Source organism: Bradyrhizobium sp. LTSP849, assembly GCF_000938255.1.
GTDB lineage: Bacteria > Pseudomonadota > Alphaproteobacteria > Rhizobiales > Xanthobacteraceae > Bradyrhizobium.
Genome location: NZ_JYMR01000012.1, coordinates 221,468 through 243,799, shown reverse-complemented (window position 1 = coordinate 243,799; position 22,332 = coordinate 221,468). Strand labels below are relative to the sequence as shown.

Genomic DNA, 22,332 nt, shown 5'->3' with positions numbered 1-22,332 from the left:
GTGGTTGCACCGGGGTATCCGGCGGGAATGCGATGCGTCTTTTGATCGTCGAGGACAATGCCGAATTGTCGCGGCTCGTCGCCGCCGGACTGACGGCGGCCGGCTATGAGAGCGATATCGTCGGCAGCGCCGACGAGGCACGCGAGGCGGTGCGCAATGTCAGCTATGCCGCGATGATCCTCGACCTTGGCCTGCCCGATGGCGACGGCCTGTCGGTGCTGCGCGAGCTGCGCCGCCAGATGGAACCGCTGCCGGTGATGGTGCTGACTGCGCGCGGCGGCTTGCAGGACCGCGTGACGGGCTTGCGCAGCGGGGCCGACGACTATCTCGCAAAGCCGTTTGCGATGGAGGAACTGGTGGCGCGGCTGGAGGCGATCCTGCGCCGTCCGGGCCAGCTGCTCGGCCGCTCGCTGCGTCTGGCCAATCTCGTCTACGACACCGAGAGCCGCCAGATCTTCGTCGATGACCAGCCGCGGATCATCTCGTCGCGCGAGACCTCGGTGCTGGAGATATTGCTGCGCCGACAGGGGCGGGTGGTGCCGAAGAAGAACGTCGAGGACCACATCTTCGGGCTCGAGGGCGAGGTCGCCTCCAATGCGGTCGAGGTCTACGTCTCGCGGCTGCGCAAGCAGCTTGCGGAGCACGGCGCCAAGGTCGTGATCCACACCATCCGCGGCGTCGGCTATCTGATGTCCGAGGAGAAATAGCGTGTCCGCCGCCGGCTCCTTTGGCAGGTCGCCGTCGTTCAAATCGCTGATCTCGCGCATTGTGTTCATGCACATCGTCGCGGTCGCGGTGGCCGCGATCTTCCTGCCGCTGGTGCTGTTCTGGCTGCTGAACTCGGAAGTCGACCAGCTCCATCGCGACGCCATGCGGGCCCAGGCCGAAGTGCTCGCGGAGCGCATCGTCCCGCAGGCGGACGGCACGCTGGCGTTCAATCTGCCCGACAGCCTACGCGGGCTCTATTCGGACGCTTACGGCCGTTACCAGTACGACATTCGCGATGGCGAGGGCCGGTTGCTGTTTTCCTCGCACCGGAAGACCGGCGCTGCGGTAGCTGCGCCGCGCCTGTCCGAGACCATTTCCGGTGCCGGTGTCACCCGGATTATCGAGGGCCAGCCCGTGCGCATCCAGGTCGCCGAGGATCTGGCGCATCGTGACGTCATCATCGATGACATCATCTCGAACTTCTTCCTGCGCGTGGGGTGGATCACCATCCCGATCCTCTTGATCCTGCTCGCCACCGACATCTTCATCTTCCGCCGCGCCGTCGCGCCGTTGTGGAAGGCGTCGGAAGAGGCGAGCAATATCGGCCCGTCGCGCACCGATATCCGCCTGCCGACGGAGCAGATCCCGCGCGAGATCATGCCGCTCGTCACCGCCGTCAACCAGGCGCTCGATCGCCTCGAGGATGGTTTTCGCGTGCAGCGGCAGTTTACCGCCGATGCCGCTCATCAATTGCGCACGCCGCTCGCGATCCTGCGCACGCGGATCGAGACGCTTGGCGACGGCACAGCAAAGCAGGCGTTGCATGCCGACATCGAGGGCATGAGCCGCATCGTCGCGCAACTGCTGGAGATCGCCGAGCTCGACACCCTCGTGCTCGATCCCGGCGAGACCGCTGACTTACGCGCCGTCTGCGCCGAGGTGGTCGGCGCGATCGCACCATTCGCGATCGCCCAGCACAAGGACATCGCACTCAAGGGCAGCGGCGCGCCCGTGATGATCCACGGTAATTCCGAGATGCTCCAGCGCGCAATCTTCAACCTCGCCGAGAACGCCATCAAGTTCACCGCGAAGGATAGTTCGGTTGATGTCGAAGTCGGTGACGATGGTGTGGTGCGGGTGCGCGATTGCGGTCCCGGCATTGCCGAAGCCGAGCGCGAGCTGATCTTCCAGCGCTTCTGGCGCCGCGACCGCCAGCGCAGCGACGGCGCAGGCCTGGGGCTCTCGATCGTGCGCGGCGTTGCCGACGATCACGCTGCGACAGTGGCGGTGGAAAATCTCCCCGGCGGCGGCGCGGAGTTTACGTTGCGGTTCAGGCTGGCGCAGGCAGCTATTTGAAGCGGCGAGGGGCCGCTACTTCAGCTTGCCGGTGGACAAATCCATGATCATGCGCGTGGTCAGGTAAAGCCGCGGCACGATGGTGTCGAGCTTCACGTACTCTGCATCGTTGGAGTGTGCGCCGAAGCCCGACAGGCCCATGCCTTCCACCACGGCTCCTTTGGTCTTGAGCGCGGCAAACGCGGCGTCGGTGCCACCGCCGGTGGCCTTCTCGTCGACCCTGAGGGGCAGTCCGATCTCCTGATAGATCGTCTTGCCGTAGGCCGCGACGCCGCGCGAGGCGTCGTTGGCCTCCAACGGCGGGCGACGCACCTCGAATTTCACCTCGACCTTGGAATTGGGCAGCAAACGATTTTTGATCTTGTCCTGGAGCGCCTTCTCCAGCTCGTCGAAATCTGCCACCTTGAGCGCACGCGCATCGGCCTGCGCCGTGGCCTCTGCGGGGATCACGTTGCGGTTGGTGCCGGCCTGGGAGACCGTCCAGTTCAGCTTCAGGCCTTGCTCGGGTTTGGACAGGTCCTTCATCTGAAGCACCTGGTGCGAGAGCTCGTACAGCGCGTTGATGCCGCCCTCGGGCCGTGCGCCTGCGTGCGAAGACTTGCCCTGCACCGTGAGATAGGCCGAGCCGATGCCGCTGGTGGCGAGGCGCAGCGTGCCGTCGGTGCCGCCGCCCTCGAACGAGAACACCACGTCCTGATCCCCGGCGAACTTGGTGATGGTGCTGCGCCAGCCGGGCGAGGAGATTTCCTCGTCGCCATTGGTGAGCACCGTGAGCGTGCCGTAATCGTGGAAGTTCAGCTTCTGAAGCAACGCCACGGTATGGAGAATGAGCGCAACGCCCTGCTTGTCGTCGGCAATGCCGAGGCCGTAGGCCTTGTCGCCGTCGATGCGGAACGGCTGGTCCTTCAGCATGCCCTTCAGGTACACCGTATCCATGTGGGCGATCAGCATGATCTTCTTGCTGCCGGTGCCCTTGAACACGGCGTGTACGGCCGGGCCGATCTTCTCGGGCGTGTCGTCGAGGCGATAGATGTCGGTGGTTTGCAGGATCTCCACCGTGCCGCCGAGCTGCTTGAGCTGGCCGGCGACGCGCTCGGCGATCTGGTTCAGGCCTTCGATGTCCTTGCTGCCGGATTCGATGCTGACGAGATCGCGCAGCGTATCAAGCAGCGGCTGCTGCTCCTTTTGCGCCAGCGCATGGACATCGGCCATTGGCTCGGCCTGCGCGACAGCTGTGGCACATGCCAGCCAGAGCGCCGCGATCAACGGACGAGCGAGCGACGGAGCAGATTGCGATCGGGACATAAGCGGCGGTCCATAGATTGGAGGATAGCCCGATATGCCTGTGTTTTCCTCGCTTGTCACGCGGCCGGCGCGCCCGTCATGCACCGCCGAGGCGGAACATGACGGCGAGGGGCATGGCCGCTACTTCGTCGGCGGGCCGAGATCCAGCGGCGGAAGGTCGATCTGCGGAACCTCGATCCTGACCTTGTCGAGGTCGACATTGACCGGCTTGTCGAGCAGGCCCGTCACCGTGATCGGGAAGGCGATCACGATCAGCACCATGATCAGCTGAAGGCCGATCCAGGGCATGGCGCCCCAATAGATGTCGGAGCTCTTCACTTCCTTCGGTGCGACGCCGCGCAGATAGAACAGCGCGAAGCCGAACGGCGGATGCAGGAACGAGGTCTGCATGTTGACGCAGAGCATGACGCCGAACCAGATCAGCGCCGGTCCGTCACCGACGACGGGTCCCAGAATCTTCTGCGCGATCGGCGCGATCATCGGCAGGATGATGAAGGCGATCTCGAAGAAGTCGAGGAAGAACGCCAGAAAGAAGATGAAGAGGTTAATGAAGATCAGGAAGCCCCAGACGCCGCCGGGCAGCGAGGTCAGGAGATGCTCGAGCCAGACGCCGCCGGAGACGCCGAGGAACACCACCGAGAAACAGGTCGAGCCGATCAGGATGAAGGTGACCATGCAGGTGAGGCGCATGGTGGATTCGTAACCCTGCTTGATGAGGTCGCGCAGGTCGGGGATGCGCGCGGCCTGGATGCAAATCCAGGCCACCGCCAGATACGTCACCGCGAATGCGAGCTTGAAGATCAGGTTCTGGGTGAACAGCATCGCGACGATGGTGCCGATACCGGCCGCGATCACGCCGATGATCAGCACCTTGCGGTCGGTCGAGGTGAAATCCTTGTGATGGATCGCGGCGAGCACGATGGCGCCGACCGCGCCCATCGCGCCGGCTTCGGTCGGGGTCGCAAGACCCATCATCATGGTGCCGAGCACGACGAAGATCAGCACGGCGGACGGGATGATGCCCATCAGGCACTTCTTCCACAGCGGCCAGCCGGTCAGCGTGCGCGCTTCCAGCGGCACAGGCGGCACGTGGTCCGGCTTGATCAGGCCGAGGATGAAGGTGTAGCCGGCGAACAGCATGATCTGGAACACCGACGGGCCCCAGGCGCCGAGATACATGTCGCCGACCGATTTGCCGAGCTGGTCGGCGAGCACGATCAGCACCAGCGAGGGCGGCACCAGCTGCGTGATGGTGCCGGAGGCAGCCAACACGCCGGTGATGTAGCGCATGTTGTAGCCGTAGCGGATCATCACCGGCATCGAGATCAGCGCCATGGCGATGACCTGTGCCGCCACCGTGCCGGTGATGGCGCCGAGGATGAAGCCGACGATGATCACGGAATAGCCGAGGCCGCCGCGGATCGGGCCGAACAGCTGGCCCATCGAATCCAGCATGTCCTCGGCGAGCCCGCATCTCTCCAATATCGCGCCCATGAAGGTGAAGAACGGGATCGCAAGCAGCAGCTCGTTGGAGAGCACGCTGCCGAACACGCGACCGGGGATCGCCTGGAGGAAGTTGAGGTCGAAGAAACCGAGATGGATGGCGAGGAAGCCGAAGGAGAGGCCGACTGCCGCCAGCGTAAACGCGACGGGGAAGCCGAGCAGCATCACCAGGACCAGGCCGCCGAACATCAACGGCGGCATCATCTCCAGCGTGATCATTGAGTCGGCCTCTCGTACTTGGCGTCGATCGTCACATAGCCCTGGAGAGCCGCGATACGCTTGATGACTTCGGAAACTCCCTGCAATGCCAGCAACACGAAGCCGGCGGGGATCACGAACTTGATGGGCCAGCGGATCAGGCCGCCGGCATTGCCCGACATCTCACCGACGCTGTAGGCCTGCATGAAGAACGGCCAGGACAGATAGGCGAGCAGGAGGCAGGAGGGAATCAGGAAGAACAGCGTGCCGATCATGTCGAGCCAGAGCTGGCCACGCTCGGACAGCATCAAATACATGATCTCGACGCGGACGTGCTCGTTGCGCTTGAAAGTGTAGGATGCGCCGAACATCACCAGGATCGCGAACATGTACCATTGCAGCTCCAGCCAGCCGTTGGAGGAGTTGCTGAAGGCATAGCGGATCATGGCATTGGCCGCGCTCACCAGACATGCAAGCAGCACGAGCAGGTTGCAGACGTACCCGATCTTCTCGTTGAGGAGGTCGATGGCGTTGCTCACCGCCAGCAATGGACGCATCTTACTTTCTCTCCGTCGCGGTCTAGACTTCACGGGAGGCATCAGCGCGCATCACTCGGCCCGCGTGCAATATGCATGCGACCACACGGCTCGTTGTCCGGAGCGATTGCGGCGTCAGTCCTCCCCTCGCGCCTTGCCGTCTTGACCGCGACCGCCGAAGGGGCGGGCCGGCTTATTGCTGCCGGGCAAGCAAAGGCGGGGGCACCAAACCAGCGGGTTCGCGCGCCGTCAATCGGAAAATGGACAAATTGACGGCCGCTCAAAAGCTTAGGTTAGCGGCGGCCGGCCTGGAAGGCCTTCATCCGGCCGATCAAGAACCTGAGCAGTTGGCTGGCTGCGTTCGGCAGTTCACGGCCCAATCGGGTGATGATGTGGGCTTCTGCCGAGGAGAGCAGAACGTTGTCGACCGGAATGGCAACGAGCGATCCGTCCTCGAGATCGGCCGCGACCGAAAAGGCCGGAAGCAAGGTCACGCCAAGATCGGAACGAACGAAATGTCGCAAGATACTTATCGAGGTTGTGGTCAGCTTGGGCGAGAGGCCGACCTTCTCGGATGTCTCAGCCATCGCGAGCAATTGGCGTGTGCCATAGCCCGCATGCATGGTCCCGAGCGCGTGTTTGGCGATCTCGCGTAGCTTGACCGGGCGGCGGAGCTTCGCAAGCGGATGGTCAGGGCGTGCGATCAGGCAAATCGGCTGGCGGATTGCGGCGCAGGAGCGGATCCGTGGATCCTGGGGTGGATGATAGACGAGCCCGATGTGGCAGCGATCGTCCGCTATTGCGCGTATGACCTCGCTCGTGCCCGCGAGTTCCAGCGAAATGGTCAGCTGCGGATGCCGGCGCCAGAACTCGCCGAGCGCGCCGCCCATGAGATCGGCGACAAAGCCTTCGCCCAGCACGAGGTCGATGTGACCGCGATGCAATCCCTGGAGTTCCCGCAACCTTGCCAGGGTGTCGTCCCGGTCCACCGCATGGCGGCGATAGTGCTCGATCAGGAGCTCGCCGGCTTCGGTGGGTCGCACCCCACGGCTGTGCCGGTCGAGCAGGGCTGCGTCGAGCGCTTGCTCGAGCAGGGCGATCTGGCGGCTCACCACAGACGGGCTCACGCCGAGCGCGTCGGCGGCCGCGCGCACGGCGCCGTAGCGCGCGGCCTCGAACAGATAGCGAAGCCGGTTCTCATCGATTGCATTGATCATGCCCAAGTGTTGCTCATGAGGCAACATTAGGCAACCGCGCCGCTGATGCCCAGGCCGGCCCTGGATCCCTATGGTCTTCCCGGCATTCGCAGGTGAGGGACAGAGACATGGCGGTCGTCGGCGTCGTTGGGCTCGGGAATATGGGGCGCGGCATGGCGCTCTCGCTGACGCGGGCTGGCCATGAAGTGCTTGGGACCGACGCCTCGGAAAAGGCCCGCAGCGCGCTCGCATCGGAAGGCATAGCGGTTTTCGAAGGCGTTGCGCCGCTCTGCGCCCGCGCGGATCTGCTCGTCCTGTCGCTGCCGACCGCCGAGATCGTGGACGCCGTCGTGGCCGGCAAGGACGGCATCATTGCCCATGCGCGGCCAGGCCTGCGCGTGGTCGACACCTCGACATCCAATCCCGAGACGACCCGCCGGCTCGCCGCGGCTCTTGCCGCGCAGGGTATGGCGATGATCGATGCGCCCGTCAGCGGCGGTCCGAAGGGCGCCATCACGGCCACCATGACCATGGTGATCGGCGGCGCGGATGACGATGTGGCCGCGGTCGAACCGATCCTGGCCGACATGAGCGCCAAGCGGGTCCATGTCGGATCGGTCGGCGCCGGGCATGTCTGCAAGATCATCAACAATCTGCTCTGCGCCGCACATCTGCTGACCGCCGCAGAGGCGATGCGCATCGCGCGCGACGCCGAGGTCGATCCGGCCCGGCTGCTCGAAGGTCTCAATGCCGGCTCCGGCCGGTCCGGCGTCACGCAGGTCAATCTACCGACATGGGTCCTGAACGGCGCCTTTGATTCCGGATTCACGATGGCGCTGATGCGCAAGGATGTCCGCCTTGCCGCTCAGCTCATCGCCCGGCTGGCACTCGACCTGCCGATCGCCCGGGAGACCGCGCGGATCTGGTCCGAGAGCGCCGCCTCGATCGGCGACGCCGAAGACTTCAACAGGATCGTCGAGCTCCAGCTCGGCAGGATGTGAGCGACACCATGGCCCCCTTCATCGACACGCGGCTGCGCGATTCGCTCGCACCGTTCTGGCCCGACTGCACGGCGATCGGTTCTCACGTCGCGAGCCGCATCGCTCCCGGCACGGGCGAACTCATCACGATCGATGATCCCGCAACCGGCGCGCCGCTCTACGCCTACCATGATGCCGGTGAGGCCGTGGTCGCCGAGGCGGCAGCGGCAGCTGTCGCGGCGCAAGCCAGCTGGACACGGCTGACTGGCGCGGCCCGCGGCCGCGTCATGCAGGCGATCGCGCGCGCAATTCAAGGCAAGGCGGAAGAACTGGCGCGCCTTGAGTCGTTGTCGGCCGGCAAGCCGATCCGCGACACGCGCGTCGAGGTCGCCAAGGTTGCCGAGATGTTCGAGTACTATGCCGGCTGGACCGACAAGTTCCACGGCGATGTGATCCCGGTGCCGTCGAGCCATCTCAACTATACGCGGCGCGAGCCTGTCGGTGTCGTGCTCCAGATCACGCCCTGGAATGCGCCGATCTTCACCTGCGGTTGGCAGGTCGCGCCCGCCATCGCCATGGGCAACGGCGTGCTGCTAAAACCTTCGGAGCTGACGCCGCTCACCTCCATGGTATTGGCACATCTCGCCGAGCAAGCCGGATTGCCGGTCGGTCTTGTCAACGTGCTCGCAGGCTACGGCCACACGACGGGGCAGGCAGCGCTTGGCCAGCGCGCAGTGAAGAAAGTGGTTTTCGTCGGGTCGGTGCCGACAGGCAGGCTGATCGCGGAGGCCGCGGCCAAGCGGCTGTTGCCCTGCGTTCTCGAACTCGGTGGAAAGTCTGCCAACATCGTGTTCGCCGACGCCGATCTTGCGCGCGCGGCGATCGGTGCGCAGTCGGCGATCTTCGCAGGCGCCGGACAGAGCTGCGTCGCTGGCTCGCGGTTGCTGGTCGAACGCTCCGTCTACGATCGTTTCGTCAGTATGGTCGCGGATGGCGCAGCGAGGCTGAAGGTCGGTGCACCCAGTGCGGCGGATACCGAAATTGGGCCGATCAACAACGCGCGGCAGTACGATCGCGTGCTCGCAATGGTGAAGCAGGGCCTCGCGGAGGGCGCGACGCTTGCGACCGGCACCGACGGCAGCACCGAGCAACGCGGATTCTTCATCGCGCCGACCGTCCTGCGCGACGTCAGCAACAGCATGGCGGTTGCCCGCGACGAGATATTCGGACCCGTCGTCGCCGCGATCCCGTTCGATTCCGAGGAAGAAGCGGTCGCGATCGCCAATGACAGCGATTTCGGTCTTGCGGGTGCGGTCTGGACCCGCGACGTCGGGCGCGCGCATAGGGTCGCTGCGCAAGTCAGGGCAGGGACGTTCTGGATCAATTCCTACAAGACGATCAGCGTCGCATCGCCCTTCGGTGGCTTCGGCATGAGCGGCTACGGCCGTTCGAGCGGGGTCGAGGTTCTCTCTGAATACACAGCGGTCAAGAGTGTCTGGGTTGAAACCGCGGCCGAACCGGCTGTGGGCTTCGGCTATGCACCGGGCGTCCGGGAGTGATGTCTTCTGTTATTGTTTGAACACGATCTGCCCGGAAACGCGCTGCGCGCCTAGCGCTGGGGTATTGATCATAAATCCGGGATTGTCTGCTTTCAGGGGGCAGCAAACATGACCTGATCGGCGGGAAAGGTCCGCAAATGACCCATTGCCGACCTAACGCTGCTGATTCATGATAAGGTGTGACAACGACGAAGGCCAGACAAGCTTGCCGTTTCGCGGCACATATCTGGGCGTGAGAGGGTCAGATGAGCACGCTTCCGGACAACGAAGTTATTACTATTGCAAAGACCGTCGCGACATCGAACGGCGTGAGTTTTCGCGATGTTCGGACGGCCCCTGTATTTGATTCTACAGGAGCGCCTGCAATGGAGATCAAGTTCGTTCTTACGCCCGGCTCCTCGGCGCACATTATGGGACAGCGCTCTGCAAACACCATTATTCAGATCATGCAAAAGCTTGCGGATGCTGGCGAGGATCGCTTCCCAATCGTTCAGTATGAGGAATAGGATTTTTGTCACCCGATCCTAGCCAATTGTTGCGACGGGCAGACGAAACGGCGGCAAATCCGGGCGCCACGGAAACGGATCTGAGGAGAGCCGTATCGGACACCTACTACGCTGTGTTCCACTTCACCTTGCAGGCGGCCGCGGACAAGGTCGTCGGCGCAACATCTCGCTCCGCCCCCATCTACGAGCTTGTATACCGAAGCGTGGACCACAGAGCCTTCGTCGCCCTGTGCAAGACCATCACGACCCAGCCAAACAAAGTAACCGGCGTGCCTACTAGCGGGCTCGGTGATATTGCCAGCTATTCCGGCATTGTCGCCAGTCTTTACGAACAGAGAATCCTCGCGGATTACAGCACTGCGTGCCCCTACACATCCACCCAAGTACAGTTGCACATCTCAAACGCACGTCAGGCGATCAGCTGGTTTCAGGCGGCGTATCCTGAACAGCGAGATTGCTTTCTCGTCAACTTGCTGTTCAAGGCTCGGTGAGAGCGCTTGATAAGCCTGCCCATCAGCTATCCACCAGGGGGTCGACATCGCTGGCTTCATCGAAGCGCGCCAGCGAGGCTCTGGCGCGAACTGGCGGGCATCTGAACCTGCATCGAGGTTCCAATATATCGGGACGGTGACGATGTCGGCTGTGGCCCATCTGAGATCCCAGAGAATGTCCGCTCTTCGGCCGCTGTCGGGAGATGACCGGACGTCAGTCTGCTAGACGCATAATGAGTAAATGAGCTAGCGCGGCCCTCCGGATCCGGATCCTGTTCAGCCGCCGGTGACGCTCATGTGCCTGGAGACGCTGGGGCGGTCGTGGCGGCGGTCGATGATGAAGTCGTGGCCCTTGGGCTTGAGCCCGATGGCGCGGTCGATCGCAGCCGCCAGCAGCGTATTGTCGTCAGATGCACGCAGAGGCTTGCGCAGGTCGGAGGCATCCTCGTGGCCGAGGCAGGTGTGCAGCGTGCCCGTGCAGGTGATGCGCACCCTGTTGCAGGATTCACAGAAATTATGGGTCATCGGCGTGATGAAGCCGAGCTTGCCGCCGGTCTCGGCGACGCTGACATAGCGCGCCGGCCCGCCGGTGGTCTCAGTCAGATCCGTCAGTGTGAACTGTTGGGCGAGCCGCGCGCGCAGCAGCGACAGCGGCAGATATTGATCGATACGGCCTGAGCCGATCTCGCCCATCGGCATCACCTCGATCAGCGTCAGTCCCATGCCCTGGCCATGGGCCCAGCGCATCAGATCGGGGAGCTCGTCCTCGTTGAGATTCTTCAGCGCCACCGCGTTGATCTTCACGGCGAGGCCCGCGGCACGCGCCGCCTCGATGCCTTCCAGCACCTTGTCGATCTCGCCCCAGCGGGTGATCTCGCGAAATTTCTTGGGGTCGAGCGTGTCGAGCGAGACGTTGATGCGGCGGACGCCGCAATCGGCAAGCTCCTGCGCATGCTTTGCGAGTTGCGTGCCGTTGGTGGTCAGCGTCAGCTCGCCCAGGGCGCCGCTCGTCAGATGGCGCGACAGCGAGCGCACCAGCGACATCACGTTGCGGCGAACGAGAGGCTCGCCGCCGGTGAGGCGCAGCTTCTTGACGCCCTTGGCGATAAAGGCCGAGCAAAGCCGGTCAAGCTCCTCGAGCGTCAAGAGGTCGGCCTTGGGCAGGAACGTCATGTCTTCCGACATGCAATAGAAGCAGCGCAGGTCGCACCGGTCGGTGACGGAGACGCGCAAATACGAGATGGTCCGCCCGAACGGATCGGTCATAGCGCTCGACAGCGTGGCGAGAGGGCTCGCCGGGGCGAGAGGGCTCGCGGTGGATCCGTTCATTCGAGAGGCCTTGTCACTTACGGCGACGGGCGCACCTTTGCTTCAGTGGTGCTCTGGAAGCAATCTAAGCATCAGAAGCGGCAAGGACAATCGTGCGCTGTGCGGAAGTCAGCGCTTGCCCGCATTCGGATCGGGGAACGGCGTGCCCGCGGCGGGTGCAGCATCGGCCGGCGCTGCGGCGGGAGCGGCTGCAGCCGGTTTCGGCTTCTTTGGCTTCGGCCGGTGCGGCTTCCTTACCGGCTTGGGCGGAACTGCCGCCTGGAGCTCGGCAAAGACCGGGTTCGGATCGGTGGTCACCGAAGCGGGCGTTGTGAAATCGCCGGGATTCTTGATCACGTTCACGGGCACGCTGACCGGCTGGTACTTGTTCAGAGCGTAGTTGACCGTGAAGGGGGCGTTGGGGGCGGGAACCGACACTGAGCAGGGGGTCTTGCAGCCCGGCCCGAGCGAGGTATTTGCGTCGGCGCCCGGGGGATTGGATTCGAGCCGGACCTGGACGGTCGGCGGAGCCGATTTGAACATGTCCCAAGACACTGAGGAGCAGCCACCAAGGCTCGCTCCCGCTAACGCAATCGCGATGACACGACGCATGACCATCCACTTCTACTGCGACGAACCGCCACATTCCCCGCGGCGACCTTAGGAGGGTCGTTTTCCGCAGGCAACCGGCGGGCTGCGCATAGTTAATAGATGGTTAACGCAGGGTTCCTACGAATTATAGAGTAATTTCAGTGCCTTGTAGGGAGGCTAAGCCGTCATCAGGCTGTGGGCCGCGGCCGGCAGGTCGCGCATGTGATGGATCAGCCGGTCCGGCTTCAGCTCGGCGATCGGCACGTCGGTATAGCCAAAACTGACCCCGATCACGGGCACCCCGGCGCGCCGGGCGACCCCGACGTCGGTTCCGGCGTCCCCGACCATGATGCTGGCCTTCACGTCCCCGCCGGCCCGCGCCACGGTCTCCCGGAAAATGGTCGGATCGGGCTTCTGGACCCCAAACGTATCGGCGCCGCAGATCGCCGCGAACCGGCCGCTGAGGCCGAGCTGGTCGAGCAGCCGCTTCGACAGCCATTCCAGCTTGTTGGTGCAGACTGCCAGCCGATGGCCCTGTGCCGCAAAAAGGTCGAGGGCGTCCTCGAGCCCCTCGAAGGGCCGCGATTCGACGGCGATATGGTCGGCGTAATAGGCGATGAAATCCGACGTCAGGCGATCCATGTCTGCCACGCTGACGGTGCGCCCCTCGGCCTCCAGCCCCCGTTCGATCAGCTTGCGGGCGCCGGCACCGATCATGTTGCGGGCCGAGGCCATCGGCACCGGCGGCAGCCCTTCGCGATCGAGCACGTAATTCAGCGCGGTGATCAGGTCGGGCGCCGTATCCACAAGCGTGCCGTCGAGATCGAAGACGAGGGTGTAGGGACAGGTCTTGTCTGGGGTGGTCATGCCGAGAGCGCTATCGGTCCGGCCGGCCCGGCGCAAGGGGAGCGGCCATAAGATCAGCTTATAGGCCTGTTCCCCAGACCCTGTTCTCCGAGGGAAAACGAGGCTACATAGGCCGCCGCAAGCGGCCGATATTGGCGGCAACCCCTTAACCCAGAGGCAGGCGCAATTTGGACATGGACCAGTTGAAGCGGCAGGCCGCGGCGCGCGCCCTCGAGGAGGTGCGTGACGGCATGCAGCTCGGGCTTGGCACCGGGTCGACCGCAAAACACTTCGTCGAGCTGCTCGGCGAGCGCGTGCGCGCCGGGCTCAAGGTGATCGGCGTGCCGACCTCGGAGACGACGCGCGCCGACGCGATGCGCTGCGGTGTGCCGCTAACCACGCTCGATGAGATCGATCATCTCGACATCACCATCGACGGCGCGGACGAGATCGATCCCGCGCTCAATCTGATCAAGGGCGGCGGCGGCGCGCTGCTGCGCGAGAAGATCGTGGCAGCCGCCTCGGATCGCATGATCGTGATCGCCGATGACACCAAATGGGTGCCTGCGCTCGGCCGCTTTCCGCTGCCGGTCGAGGTGATCCCGTTCGGATTAGGGGCGACACGCCGCGCGATCGAGAAGGCATTTGCGGAATGCGGCGTTTCTGGGCAAATGGCGGTCCGCAAGGGCAAGGATGGCCACGTTTTCGTCACCGATGGCGGCCACTGGATCGTCGATGCCCGGCTCGGACGAATTGAGGATCCCGCTCATCTCGCCACGGCGTTGAGCGCAATCCCCGGCGTGGTCGAACATGGACTGTTTATCGGCTTGGCCAGCTCGGCTGTTTTGGCGGGTGGCGAGGGAATCCGCGTGGTTGAACGGCGAAAGCCGAAAGGAGACTAGGAATGAAGAGCCTGTTGAAATTCTTGCCGGCCGCGACCCTCGCTGTGGGACTGGCCCTCTCGGCCGTTCCGGCCATGGCGCAGTCGACCCCGCCGAAGGCTTCGCCTGCGGCGATTGCAGCGGCCAAGGAGATCCTGACGATCAAGAACGCCGCTGCGATGTACGCCGGCGCCGTGCCCGGCCTGGTCGAGAAGACCAAGATCGCGCTGACCCAGCAGAACCTGAACTATCAGAAGGACCTCAACGAGGTCGCGCCGATCGTCGCCCAGCAGCTCGCTGGCCGTCAGAACGAGATCGGCGATGGCATGGCGCAGATCTATGCCAGCGAGTTCACCGAGCAGGAGCTGAAGGACCTCGTGACCTTCTACAAGTCGCCGCTCGGACAGAAGCTGATCAGCGCTGAACCCCGCGCCATTGGTCTCAGCATGGCCTTCATGAACTCCTGGGCCCAGAACTTCTCCGAGACCGTGATGGGCAACTTCCGCGCCGAGATGCGCAAGCGTGGCAAGGAAATCTGACAGTACCTATCTGATCTGAAAATCCTGAAAGAGGTCGGAGTGGACAATGGCTGAATTCGACGTCGACCTCTTTGTCATCGGTGGCGGTTCGGGCGGCGTGCGTGCCGCCCGCATCGCAGCCGGCCACGGCGCCCGCGTCATGATCGCGGAAGAGTACCGCATGGGCGGCACCTGCGTGATCCGCGGCTGCGTGCCCAAGAAGCTGTTTGTGATCGGCTCGCATGTCCGTCACGAGATCGAAGACGCCGCAGGCTTCGGCTGGACCATTCCGACCGCGACCTTCGACTGGCCGACGCTGATCGCCAACAAGGACAAGGAGATCGCGCGGCTGGAGGCGGCCTATACGACGAACGTCGAGAAGTCCGGTGCGCAAATCATCAAGAGCCGCGCGGTGATCGAGGACAAGCACACCGTCCGCCTGCTCGAGAACGACAGGAAGATCACGGCAAAATACATCCTGATCGCCACCGGTGGCGCGCCCAACCACGGCGCCTCCATCCCCGGCGTCGAGCACGTGATCTCCTCCAACGAGGCATTTCACCTGAAGACGCAGCCCAAGCGCATCGTGATCCAGGGCGGCGGCTACATCGCGCTGGAATTCGCCGGCATCTTTGCTGGCTACGGCTCCGGCGTCACCGTGATCTATCGCGGCGACAACATTCTTCGCGGTTTCGACGAGGACGTCCGCGCCCATGTGCGGGCCGAGATGGAGAAGCAGGGCATCACCATCCTTACGGGCTGCACCGTGACGAAGGTCGATCGCCACGGCGACGAGTTCACCACTCATCTGTCGAACGGATCGAGCGTCGCCTCCGACCAGGTGATGTTCGCGATCGGCCGCCATCCTGCGGTGGCCAATCTCGGCCTGGAGAAGGCCGGCGTCGCCATCAATCCGAAAAATGGCGGCATCGCGGTCGACGGTTTCTCGAAGAGCTCGGTCGACAGCATCTACGCGATCGGCGACGTCACCCATCGCCACAACCTGACGCCGGTCGCGATCCGCGAGGGCCATGCCTTCGCCGACACCGTGTTCGGCAAGCGCGAGGTGAAGGTGGATCATGCCACCATCCCGACCGCCGTGTTCTCGCAGCCGGAGGTCGGCACCGTCGGTCTCACCGAGACCGAGGCGCGCGCGCAATACGATCATGTCGACATCTACAAGACGACGTTCCGCCCGATCAAGGCGACGATGTCCGGCCGCGACACCCGCGTGCTGATGAAGCTCGTTGTCGATGGCGCCTCCGATCGTGTGCTCGGCTGCCACATCGTCGGTGAGGCCGCCGCCGAGATCACGCAAGCCGTCGCGATCGCAGTGAAGATGAAGGCGACCAAGGCCGACTTCGACGCCACCATCGCGCTGCATCCGACCGCGGCGGAAGAGCTCGTCACCATGCGCACGCCGACCGCGCGCCACGTGCGGCAGGCGGCGGAGTAGGGTGGCGCTCAGCGGATTGTTTTCTTGTCGCCGGCTGGTTGATCATGCGGCGCCAAAGGCGCCTTGTGCATCGACACGAACGTTCGTCCCATCGTGACGTTCTTCTGGGCGCGGATTTGCGAATTGTCGTAGGTCCAGCATTCCCCGGAATCGTCGAGAAAAACGACCCAAAGCAGATTAAACTCCGCCCCATAGTCGATAAGGATGTGTGCGTAGCCGTCGCCCTTCGGCGTGACGACTGGAATGGCCGGGTTCAGCTGCAAAATAGACAAGTATGCTCCGGGGTCTGAAGTGCAGGACCAACGTGGCGTAAGGAGCTCTGTTCCTGTTGTCCGGCGCGCACCGTTTGAAGGTTGCATGCATGCAGGCCGCTGCTAGTCCTTCCTATTTTTGGAACGTGTGCCTGAACCGTCGCTTGGCATTGACGGGAGTGCGAAGCGATGTCGCGATATTATTTCGATCTACTGGACGATCACATTCTTGCAGTAGACGAGGAGGGTCTGGAGCTTCCGAGTTTGCAAGCTGCGCAAGCGGAAGCCGCCAAATCTTTAGCCGATATGGCGCGGGACGCAGTCCATGGTTCCTCAGCGGTCGCCGGCAAACGCGACATGGCGATTGAGGTCCGGGACGCCGCCGGCCCTGTCATGCAGGTGAAGTTCACCTTCGAGATCGAGAGATCAAAGCACTGAGATCCCGTCACGCGATCTCTAAGATTTATGCGCTCTCTGAAATCTTGCCCTTGCCCTGGCAGGACACGCATCTGACTGGATAGATTTTGCGGCCTGGGCGGGTCGGCTCCACGGACTTGGGAAAGCCGGTTCCTTTGCACAGCGGGCACATATGTTCTTTGATCTTCGGGGGCATGCTAGATCCTTTCCGCCGTGACGGCGCGGCGGCCCCCGCGGGGCCGCCTTCGACTTATGGTCCATATTTCGACGCTGATCTACCCTCCGGCGGGCTCATCTTCGGCAAGGGTCTGCTCGATCGCGGCGGGCATTTTCGCAACCGACATCAATGAGCGCGCGACCTGATTGAGCAGCTGGTCCGCGTTCTCCTCCTCCGCCAGATTCTTGGACAGCAGCGCGACGACGGCGCTGTGACGCAACTGCTGCGCCAGGTTGCGGGCCGTCGTGTAGCCGGCAATCTCGTAGTGCTCGACCCGCTGTGCCGCACCGATCAACGCGAGATCCGCGGCGGCGTCGTCCTTCTTGACGCCCTCCGTGATCACTTCGTCGCCTTCTTCGATGATCCCCTGCATGCCCTTGCAGGCCTTGGCGCGAGGCTTCTTGCCGAGCAGCTCGAAGCATTCGTCGAGACGCTCGATCTGCGCTTCGGTTTCGGCGAGATGGACGGTGAAGAGTTCGCGGAGCTGGTCGTAGCGTGCGGCCTCGATCATCTGAGGCAGTGCCTTTGTCAACTGCTTCTCCGCATGCAGGAGATCCCGCAGCTGATCGATCAGCAGGGCGTCGAGGCCAACGAAAGGTTCCGCCGGCGAGCTCTCGGCAACGATCGAAGGTGCCGCGCCGGGATCACCGCCCTGGAGTGCCGGCGATTCCATGAATACCCAGTCGTCGCCCTCGTTCCAGGGGCCTCTTGTGTCGATTTCACCGTTGTCGCCGGACCCAGTCGAATCGTTGAAGAACTGGTCGACGAGGCCGGGCGTCGGAGCGATGCGGCCGATGCTGAACGCAGGCTTCTTCATGCTTTCTAGCGCGCGCGAGAACGCCTTCATATGGGTGATTTCGCGTGTCATCAGGAACTGCAAAGCGTCCTTGGTGCCGGCGTCGTCACAGAAATTGATCAGCCGTTCGTAGACGATCTTGGCGCGCGCTTCCGCAGCGATGTTGCTGCGCAGATCGACGTCCAGTTCGCCGGTGATCTTGAGATAGTCGGCCGTCCAGGCATTGCCCTGCGAGTTGAACAGGCTGACGCCCCCGCCGCCGGCGATCGCGATCAAAGGATCGGCTTCCGCCGCGTCGCGATCGAACTTCATGGGCTTCAAATGTAGCCGCGCGAGCGAGCCGACGACTTCGAGATGGCTCAATTCCTCGGTTCCGATATCCATCAGAAGATCCTTGCGGTCCGGATCTTCGCAATTGAGACCCTGAATGGAATATTGCATGGCGGCCGCAAGCTCGCCGTTGGCGCCGCCGAACTGCTCCAGCAGCATATTGCCGAACCGCGGATCGGGCTCGTCGACCCGGACGGTGAACATGAGCTTCTTGACGTGATGATACATGGAAAGACCTTTGATGGCAGGAGATACCAGGGCCAACCGGCCGCTGTGTTGGACGTTCCTAATTGGATCGCGCCGCGATCAGATTCCTCTCGACGTGATTGGGGCTCTCAATGCAGCGTTTCCGCCGCGGCCTCGTTAACCGCGGTCATCAGGTCGGCCGTATCCGACTGCTGGATCATATGACCCGCATTGGGGACGCGGCGCATCTTGCTGTGCTTGATCTCGTCATGAAGCCGGCCGGACTGCTGGTCGATGTCGATGAGGCGATCGTCCTCGCCGGCCAGGATGGTGACCGGCATGGCCAGTTCGCCGTAGGTTTTCGCAGACATCATCGCAGCAGGAACCATTAACGCTGCCTCGGCGGCGCCGGCACGAAGCTGCGACGGACGCACGGCCAACGACTTTGGAAAACCGTCGAATTTTTGCGGAACGGATTTCGGCCCGAACAGCTGTCGCAGCATCGCCGGCCACATCAGGCGGCTGAGGATCGGGGAGATCGTGTAACTGAGGATATCGCCAAATCCCGGGATGGCCGGTCCGGCCATCGCCATCATCGCGTCGGTGCGTGCGGTCGGGAAATAATAGCCCGAAGCCAGCACCAGGGCTTCGACCATTGCGGGGTGCCTGCTTGCCAGGGCGACCGCAACCGACGCTCCCCAGGAATGGCCGAGCACGATCGCTTTTTCGACGCCGAGGTGCGCAAGCGCATCCTTGAACAGGTCCGCTTGGGCTGCAGGCGTCCACACCACATTGCGGGGCCTCAGGCTGTGGCCAAATCCGGGACGGTCGAACACGATCACGCGATAGTCCTTGGCGGCGAGATCGATCAGGCCGCTCGACTCGAAATCCTGGATCATGCTGCCATTGCCATGGAGCAACACCAGGGGACGACCGGCTCCCCGCTCCACATAGTGCAGGCGCACGCCGTCGATGTCGATGAACCGGCCTTGTGGCGGGTTATCGCGCTGTGCCTTGTCGGCAAGTCGCCGATTGACGATTGCAGCCGTTGCCATCAGGCCGGCTGCGGCCACAGCGGCAGAGACCACAGGATATTCCGCGAGAGCGTGAAGGGTCATGGCCGCCAAAGATGGCGAACGTTTTTTCAAAATGCGCATGTGACACTTTCGCTGGCCGAGGCTAGCTGTTGGAGAGGAGCGGCGGGCGATCCCGGATTAACGTCCTGGTCTCATCACGACCTTGATGACTCCGGCTTCTTTGTCGCGGAACTTCTGGTACATCTCGGGCGCGTCTTCGAGACTGGCCGGATGTGTCACCACAAAGCTGGGATCAATTTCGCCCTCGATGATCTTCGCGAGCAGTGGCTTTGTGTAGGCCTGCACGTGGGTCTGACCGGTTTTGATGGTCAGTCCCTTGTTCATGGCGGCGCCGAGCGGGATCTTGTCACCCATTCCGACATAGACACCTGGTATCGAGATAGTGCCCGCCTTGCGACAGGCCATGATGGCCTGACGCAGGACGTGAACGCGATCAGTCGCCAGGAAGGTTGCGGCCTTGACCTTGTCGAGCACCGCGTCGGCCGAGCCGTGGCCGGATGCTTCACAGCCCACCGCGTCGATGCAACTGTCTGGGCCGCGCTTGTTGGTTCGCCGCATCAACTCATCATGAACGTCGGCCTTCGAGAAATCGATGATTTCCGCACCACCGGCTTCCGCCATGTCGAGACGCTCGGGCACTTCGTCGATTGCGATGACGCGCCCAGCTCCGAGCATGAGCGCGGAGCGAATGGCGAACTGACCGACTGGACCGCATCCCCAGATCGCGACCGTGTCGCCTGGTTCGATCTGCGCATTGACGGCAGCCATGTAGCCGGTCGGAAAGATGTCGGACAGGAATAGCGCCTGCTCATCCGTGATGCTGTCGGGAATCTTGATTGGCCCGATATCGGCCATCGGCACGCGCAGGTACTCGGCCTGACCACCTGAATAGCCACCCAGCATGTGGCTGAAGCCAAAGAGCCCGGCGGGCGACTGGCCCATGGCCTTGGCCGCGATCTCCGCGTTCGGATTGGTGCGGTCGCAGCAGGAAAACAAGCCTTGCTTGCAGAACCAGCAATCCCCGCAGCTGATCGTGAAGGGAACCACGACGCGATCACCGATCGCGAGATTTTTGACCTCCGATCCCAGTTCGATCACCTCGCCCATATTCTCATGGCCAAGGATGTCGCCGCTCTCCATGGTTGGTTGATAGCCGTCGAAGAGATGCAGATCCGAACCGCAGATGGCACAGGCGGTGATTTTAATGATGGCGTCCCGCGGATGCTGGATCTTGGGATCCGGAACCGTGTCGACTCGAACGTCGCCTTTGCCGTGCCAACAGAGCGCACGCATGGTCAGATCTCCATTTTTGGGGACGGCATGCGCATTCGCGGGTCATGTCGTGCAGACGCAACAGGAGGGGCAGAGATATGTTCCTAATCGCGCGGATGCGCCTCAGTGCCGAGGTGCGGTCCAAACGGCAGCCGTGAAAAGGCCGCTACAACCAAATGGCAGCCAATCTCACTCGCGTTTGAGCTCTGCTGGGCGGTCGGTTTCCGACATGGCGGACGCGCAGGTGCAGTCCCGATCTTTACGTCGTTGGCAGGCGTATAGGAACGAACCGTGCAGGGTCCGATTGAGATTCATGGACGATGTGGCATGAACAACGGAGACGACCATGCGCAAGCTTCTCATCTTGATGGCTTTGACTGCCGGACCGAGCATGTTCGCCGGCGCGGCACCTGCGGATGCCCAGGAATATCACTGGTGTCTTCAGGGACGGCAGACCGGCTATCCCGGCGACTGCAACTATCAAACGCGGGCCCAATGCATGGCATCGGCATCAGGTCGTAATGCCGGATGCGGCATCAATCCGCGCGCGGCGTTCGCGCAGCAACGCCGGCTTCGCTAGCGCAAGCAGACGGCCAAGCTGATCCCACCGAATGCGGGACCAATGTTATGGACAAAGACAAGAGCGGGCGCGTCGCTGAGACCGCAGTCGAAGCGCGCCAAGCCGAACTCGGTCCCAGCGTGTTGATGCTACTGGGTGTGAGCCTGGGACTCTCTGTTCTCATCATGGCGGTCACCTGGATGATATTTTTCAGGCCCTGATCGCGATGGCGATGTCATTGGCAGAGAGATAGGAACGAACGCTTCGATGAGGGCTTGGCTCACTCCTCACACTCTGGAGACAAGCATGAACCGACCGTCACTCTTCGTTTGCATTTCTCTGTTTACGGCTGCCGCCGCATTGGGGGCAACACCGGCGTCAGCGCAAAATCCGCCGGCGCAATCGGGACCGAACAACAACGCGGTTAATAGCGCTGGTCAAAACAACTCCGACGCACCTGTCGCCGGTCGCAACAGTTTCACCGAAGGCCAGGCCAAATCGAAGATCGAAGATGCTGGCTACGCCAACGTCACCGAGCTGAAGAAGGACGACAAGGGCGTTTGGCGCGGCCAGGCCAGCAAGGGTGGATCGGCCTCGGCGGTCAGTGTCGACTTTCAAGGCAACGTCAATTCGACCAAGTAAGAAAGATTCAAAATGACCGTTACAATTTCTCGTCTTTACGACAACTACACCAGCGCGCAGCAGGCGGTTCAGCGGCTTGAAGCTGCTGGGGTGCCGCATTCGGATATCAGCATCGTCGCCAACAATTCGGACAGCTGGTTCAGCACCGACAAGAAGGTCGATCGTGACCGCGATGGTGTTGACGATCGCGCAGAGGGTGCAGGCAAAGGCGCCGGCATCGGTGCAGGCGTCGGCGGCACCGCCGGTCTTCTGGCAGGCCTCGGCTTGCTGGCGATCCCCGGCCTCGGACCCGTCGTCGCAGCTGGTTGGCTCGCCGCGACTGCGGTGGGTGCGGCTGCAGGCGCCGCGACCGGCGGCGTCGTCGGTGCGCTCACGGAGGCTGGCATCTCGCGGGAGGATGCGGATTCTTATGCCGAGGGCGTCCGTCGCGGCGGCACGCTGGTGTCGGCCCGAGTGGCGGATACGGACCGATCCCGCTTCGACACGCTCTTGAACGAGTCCTCTGTCAATCTGCGTGACCGCAGTGCTGCCTGGCAGAAGACCGGATGGAAATCGTTCGATCCCGCCAGCAAGCCTTACGGCGCAGACGAAGTTCGCAAGGAGCGGCAGCTCTACGGCTGATCATTG

The 22,332-nt window shown here is 63.0% G+C and carries 24 protein-coding genes and 1 pseudogene; 14 read left to right on the top strand and 11 right to left on the bottom strand.

The features are described 5' to 3' along the window. The first annotated feature begins 32 nt into the window (after window positions 1–32). Window positions 33–707, top strand: a complete 675-nt coding sequence (locus UB31_RS10570; RefSeq protein ID WP_045010819.1) for a response regulator transcription factor — start codon at window positions 33–35, stop codon at window positions 705–707. Between the two features lies 1 nt (window position 708). Further along, window positions 709–2,064, top strand: a complete 1,356-nt coding sequence (locus UB31_RS10565; RefSeq protein ID WP_045010818.1) for a sensor histidine kinase — start codon at window positions 709–711, stop codon at window positions 2,062–2,064. 15 nt (window positions 2,065–2,079) lie between these two features. Here the strand turns inward: UB31_RS10565 and UB31_RS10560 are convergent, their stop codons facing one another. The 4 genes from UB31_RS10560 to UB31_RS10545 all read right to left on the bottom strand — a co-directional run bounded on the left by UB31_RS10560 (window position 2,080) and on the right by UB31_RS10545 (window position 6,823). Next, window positions 2,080–3,369, bottom strand: a complete 1,290-nt coding sequence (locus UB31_RS10560; RefSeq protein WP_045010817.1) for a M20/M25/M40 family metallo-hydrolase — start codon at window positions 3,367–3,369, stop codon at window positions 2,080–2,082. A gap of 120 nt (window positions 3,370–3,489) precedes the next feature. Then, window positions 3,490–5,091 carry a TRAP transporter large permease gene (locus tag UB31_RS10555; RefSeq protein ID WP_045010816.1) on the bottom strand — a complete coding sequence of 534 codons (1,602 nt, stop codon included), beginning with the start codon at window positions 5,089–5,091 and terminating at the stop codon, window positions 3,490–3,492. After that, a complete protein-coding gene (locus UB31_RS10550) occupies window positions 5,088–5,627 on the bottom strand; it encodes a TRAP transporter small permease subunit (protein WP_045000911.1) in 540 nt (179 codons plus the stop codon). Before UB31_RS10550 ends, UB31_RS10555 begins: the two co-directional genes overlap by 4 nt. A 272-nt stretch (window positions 5,628–5,899) precedes the next feature. Then, a complete protein-coding gene (locus UB31_RS10545) occupies window positions 5,900–6,823 on the bottom strand; it encodes a LysR family transcriptional regulator (RefSeq protein WP_045010815.1) in 924 nt (307 codons plus the stop codon). Window positions 6,824–6,897: 74 nt separating this feature from the next. On the opposite strand from UB31_RS10545, the pseudogene UB31_RS10540 reads away from it, so the two are divergent. The 4 genes and pseudogenes from UB31_RS10540 to UB31_RS10530 form a co-directional block, all read left to right on the top strand. Beyond that, window positions 6,898–7,803, top strand: a pseudogene (locus UB31_RS10540) (NAD(P)-dependent oxidoreductase); the annotation flags it as partial. A gap of 8 nt (window positions 7,804–7,811) precedes the next feature. After that, a complete protein-coding gene (locus UB31_RS10535; RefSeq protein ID WP_045010892.1) occupies window positions 7,812–9,341 on the top strand; it encodes an aldehyde dehydrogenase family protein in 1,530 nt (509 codons plus the stop codon). A 245-nt stretch (window positions 9,342–9,586) separates the two neighbouring features. Beyond that, window positions 9,587–9,847, top strand: a complete 261-nt coding sequence (locus UB31_RS41325; RefSeq protein WP_156175283.1) for a hypothetical protein — start codon at window positions 9,587–9,589, stop codon at window positions 9,845–9,847. Between the two features lie 5 nt (window positions 9,848–9,852). After that, a complete protein-coding gene (locus UB31_RS10530; protein WP_156175282.1) occupies window positions 9,853–10,338 on the top strand; it encodes a hypothetical protein in 486 nt (161 codons plus the stop codon). Window positions 10,339–10,614: 276 nt separating this feature from the next. Here the strand turns inward: UB31_RS10530 and moaA are convergent, their stop codons facing one another. The 3 genes from moaA to UB31_RS10515 all read right to left on the bottom strand — a co-directional run bounded on the left by moaA (window position 10,615) and on the right by UB31_RS10515 (window position 13,104). Continuing rightward, a complete protein-coding gene (moaA, locus tag UB31_RS10525) occupies window positions 10,615–11,667 on the bottom strand; it encodes a GTP 3',8-cyclase MoaA (RefSeq protein ID WP_045010812.1) in 1,053 nt (350 codons plus the stop codon). A gap of 108 nt (window positions 11,668–11,775) precedes the next feature. Beyond that, on the bottom strand, window positions 11,776–12,258 hold the full coding sequence (locus UB31_RS10520; RefSeq protein ID WP_045001177.1) for a hypothetical protein: 483 nt from the start codon (window positions 12,256–12,258) through the stop codon (window positions 11,776–11,778). Window positions 12,259–12,414: 156 nt separating this feature from the next. Continuing rightward, window positions 12,415–13,104, bottom strand: coding sequence for an HAD-IA family hydrolase (locus UB31_RS10515; protein ID WP_045010891.1), 690 nt, complete (start codon window positions 13,102–13,104; stop codon window positions 12,415–12,417). Window positions 13,105–13,271: 167 nt separating this feature from the next. Here UB31_RS10515 and rpiA point away from each other — a divergent pair, with 167 nt between their 5' ends. The 3 genes from rpiA to gor are packed head-to-tail and all read left to right on the top strand — an operon-like array spanning window position 13,272 to window position 15,938. Then, window positions 13,272–13,985, top strand: a complete 714-nt coding sequence (rpiA, locus tag UB31_RS10510) for a ribose-5-phosphate isomerase RpiA (RefSeq protein WP_156175281.1) — start codon at window positions 13,272–13,274, stop codon at window positions 13,983–13,985. A 2-nt stretch (window positions 13,986–13,987) separates the two neighbouring features. Next, on the top strand, window positions 13,988–14,503 hold the full coding sequence (locus UB31_RS10505) for a DUF2059 domain-containing protein (RefSeq protein WP_045000905.1): 516 nt from the start codon (window positions 13,988–13,990) through the stop codon (window positions 14,501–14,503). A gap of 46 nt (window positions 14,504–14,549) precedes the next feature. Then, window positions 14,550–15,938 carry a glutathione-disulfide reductase gene (gene gor, locus UB31_RS10500; RefSeq protein ID WP_045010810.1) on the top strand — a complete coding sequence of 463 codons (1,389 nt, stop codon included), beginning with the start codon at window positions 14,550–14,552 and terminating at the stop codon, window positions 15,936–15,938. A gap of 8 nt (window positions 15,939–15,946) precedes the next feature. Here gor and UB31_RS10495 read toward each other — a convergent pair whose 3' ends face one another. Continuing rightward, complete coding sequence (locus tag UB31_RS10495; RefSeq protein ID WP_045010809.1) at window positions 15,947–16,210, bottom strand: hypothetical protein; 264 nt, start codon at window positions 16,208–16,210, stop codon at window positions 15,947–15,949. Window positions 16,211–16,378: 168 nt separating this feature from the next. Here UB31_RS10495 and UB31_RS10490 point away from each other — a divergent pair, with 168 nt between their 5' ends. Then, window positions 16,379–16,627: a DUF6894 family protein gene (locus tag UB31_RS10490; RefSeq protein ID WP_045010808.1), complete on the top strand. Its 249-nt coding sequence runs from the start codon at window positions 16,379–16,381 to the stop codon at window positions 16,625–16,627. Window positions 16,628–16,881: 254 nt separating this feature from the next. Here the strand turns inward: UB31_RS10490 and UB31_RS10485 are convergent, their stop codons facing one another. From UB31_RS10485 to UB31_RS10475, 3 genes are all read right to left on the bottom strand, one after another. Then, a complete protein-coding gene (locus UB31_RS10485; protein ID WP_045010807.1) occupies window positions 16,882–18,177 on the bottom strand; it encodes a DUF892 family protein in 1,296 nt (431 codons plus the stop codon). Window positions 18,178–18,284: 107 nt separating this feature from the next. Beyond that, complete coding sequence (locus tag UB31_RS10480) at window positions 18,285–19,292, bottom strand: alpha/beta fold hydrolase (protein ID WP_045010806.1); 1,008 nt, start codon at window positions 19,290–19,292, stop codon at window positions 18,285–18,287. Between the two features lie 57 nt (window positions 19,293–19,349). After that, window positions 19,350–20,525 carry a zinc-dependent alcohol dehydrogenase gene (locus UB31_RS10475; RefSeq protein WP_045010805.1) on the bottom strand — a complete coding sequence of 392 codons (1,176 nt, stop codon included), beginning with the start codon at window positions 20,523–20,525 and terminating at the stop codon, window positions 19,350–19,352. A gap of 325 nt (window positions 20,526–20,850) precedes the next feature. On the opposite strand from UB31_RS10475, the gene UB31_RS10470 reads away from it, so the two are divergent. The 4 genes from UB31_RS10470 (at window position 20,851) to UB31_RS10460 (ending at window position 22,326) form a co-directional block, all read left to right on the top strand. Beyond that, window positions 20,851–21,084: a DUF3551 domain-containing protein gene (locus tag UB31_RS10470; protein ID WP_045010804.1), complete on the top strand. Its 234-nt coding sequence runs from the start codon at window positions 20,851–20,853 to the stop codon at window positions 21,082–21,084. A 47-nt stretch (window positions 21,085–21,131) separates the two neighbouring features. Next, window positions 21,132–21,284, top strand: a complete 153-nt coding sequence (locus tag UB31_RS41320) for a hypothetical protein (RefSeq protein WP_156175280.1) — start codon at window positions 21,132–21,134, stop codon at window positions 21,282–21,284. A gap of 85 nt (window positions 21,285–21,369) precedes the next feature. Beyond that, window positions 21,370–21,705, top strand: a complete 336-nt coding sequence (locus UB31_RS10465; protein WP_045010803.1) for a hypothetical protein — start codon at window positions 21,370–21,372, stop codon at window positions 21,703–21,705. A gap of 12 nt (window positions 21,706–21,717) precedes the next feature. Further along, a complete protein-coding gene (locus UB31_RS10460; protein WP_045010802.1) occupies window positions 21,718–22,326 on the top strand; it encodes a general stress protein in 609 nt (202 codons plus the stop codon). Window positions 22,327–22,332 lie beyond the last annotated feature (6 nt).

What these genes read in the sequence shown, in the direction of transcription:
- UB31_RS10570 (WP_045010819.1), top strand. Translation starts at nt 33, where the DNA reads ATGCGTCTTTTGATCGTCGAGGACAATGCCGAATTGTCGCGGCTCGTC.
- UB31_RS10560 (WP_045010817.1), bottom strand. Translation starts at nt 3,369, where the DNA reads ATGTCCCGATCGCAATCTGCTCCGTCGCTCGCTCGTCCGTTGATCGCG.
- UB31_RS10555 (WP_045010816.1), bottom strand. Translation starts at nt 5,091, where the DNA reads ATGATCACGCTGGAGATGATGCCGCCGTTGATGTTCGGCGGCCTGGTC.
- UB31_RS10550 (WP_045000911.1), bottom strand. Translation starts at nt 5,627, where the DNA reads ATGCGTCCATTGCTGGCGGTGAGCAACGCCATCGACCTCCTCAACGAG.
- UB31_RS10545 (WP_045010815.1), bottom strand. Translation starts at nt 6,823, where the DNA reads ATGATCAATGCAATCGATGAGAACCGGCTTCGCTATCTGTTCGAGGCC.
- UB31_RS10535 (WP_045010892.1), top strand. Translation starts at nt 7,812, where the DNA reads ATGGCCCCCTTCATCGACACGCGGCTGCGCGATTCGCTCGCACCGTTC.
- UB31_RS41325 (WP_156175283.1), top strand. Translation starts at nt 9,587, where the DNA reads ATGAGCACGCTTCCGGACAACGAAGTTATTACTATTGCAAAGACCGTC.
- moaA (WP_045010812.1), bottom strand. Translation starts at nt 11,667, where the DNA reads ATGAACGGATCCACCGCGAGCCCTCTCGCCCCGGCGAGCCCTCTCGCC.
- UB31_RS10520 (WP_045001177.1), bottom strand. Translation starts at nt 12,258, where the DNA reads ATGCGTCGTGTCATCGCGATTGCGTTAGCGGGAGCGAGCCTTGGTGGC.
- UB31_RS10515 (WP_045010891.1), bottom strand. Translation starts at nt 13,104, where the DNA reads ATGACCACCCCAGACAAGACCTGTCCCTACACCCTCGTCTTCGATCTC.
- UB31_RS10505 (WP_045000905.1), top strand. Translation starts at nt 13,988, where the DNA reads ATGAAGAGCCTGTTGAAATTCTTGCCGGCCGCGACCCTCGCTGTGGGA.
- gor (WP_045010810.1), top strand. Translation starts at nt 14,550, where the DNA reads ATGGCTGAATTCGACGTCGACCTCTTTGTCATCGGTGGCGGTTCGGGC.
- UB31_RS10490 (WP_045010808.1), top strand. Translation starts at nt 16,379, where the DNA reads ATGTCGCGATATTATTTCGATCTACTGGACGATCACATTCTTGCAGTA.
- UB31_RS10485 (WP_045010807.1), bottom strand. Translation starts at nt 18,177, where the DNA reads ATGTATCATCACGTCAAGAAGCTCATGTTCACCGTCCGGGTCGACGAG.
- UB31_RS10480 (WP_045010806.1), bottom strand. Translation starts at nt 19,292, where the DNA reads ATGCGCATTTTGAAAAAACGTTCGCCATCTTTGGCGGCCATGACCCTT.
- UB31_RS10475 (WP_045010805.1), bottom strand. Translation starts at nt 20,525, where the DNA reads ATGCGTGCGCTCTGTTGGCACGGCAAAGGCGACGTTCGAGTCGACACG.
- UB31_RS10470 (WP_045010804.1), top strand. Translation starts at nt 20,851, where the DNA reads ATGCGCAAGCTTCTCATCTTGATGGCTTTGACTGCCGGACCGAGCATG.
- UB31_RS41320 (WP_156175280.1), top strand. Translation starts at nt 21,132, where the DNA reads ATGGACAAAGACAAGAGCGGGCGCGTCGCTGAGACCGCAGTCGAAGCG.
- UB31_RS10465 (WP_045010803.1), top strand. Translation starts at nt 21,370, where the DNA reads ATGAACCGACCGTCACTCTTCGTTTGCATTTCTCTGTTTACGGCTGCC.
- UB31_RS10460 (WP_045010802.1), top strand. Translation starts at nt 21,718, where the DNA reads ATGACCGTTACAATTTCTCGTCTTTACGACAACTACACCAGCGCGCAG.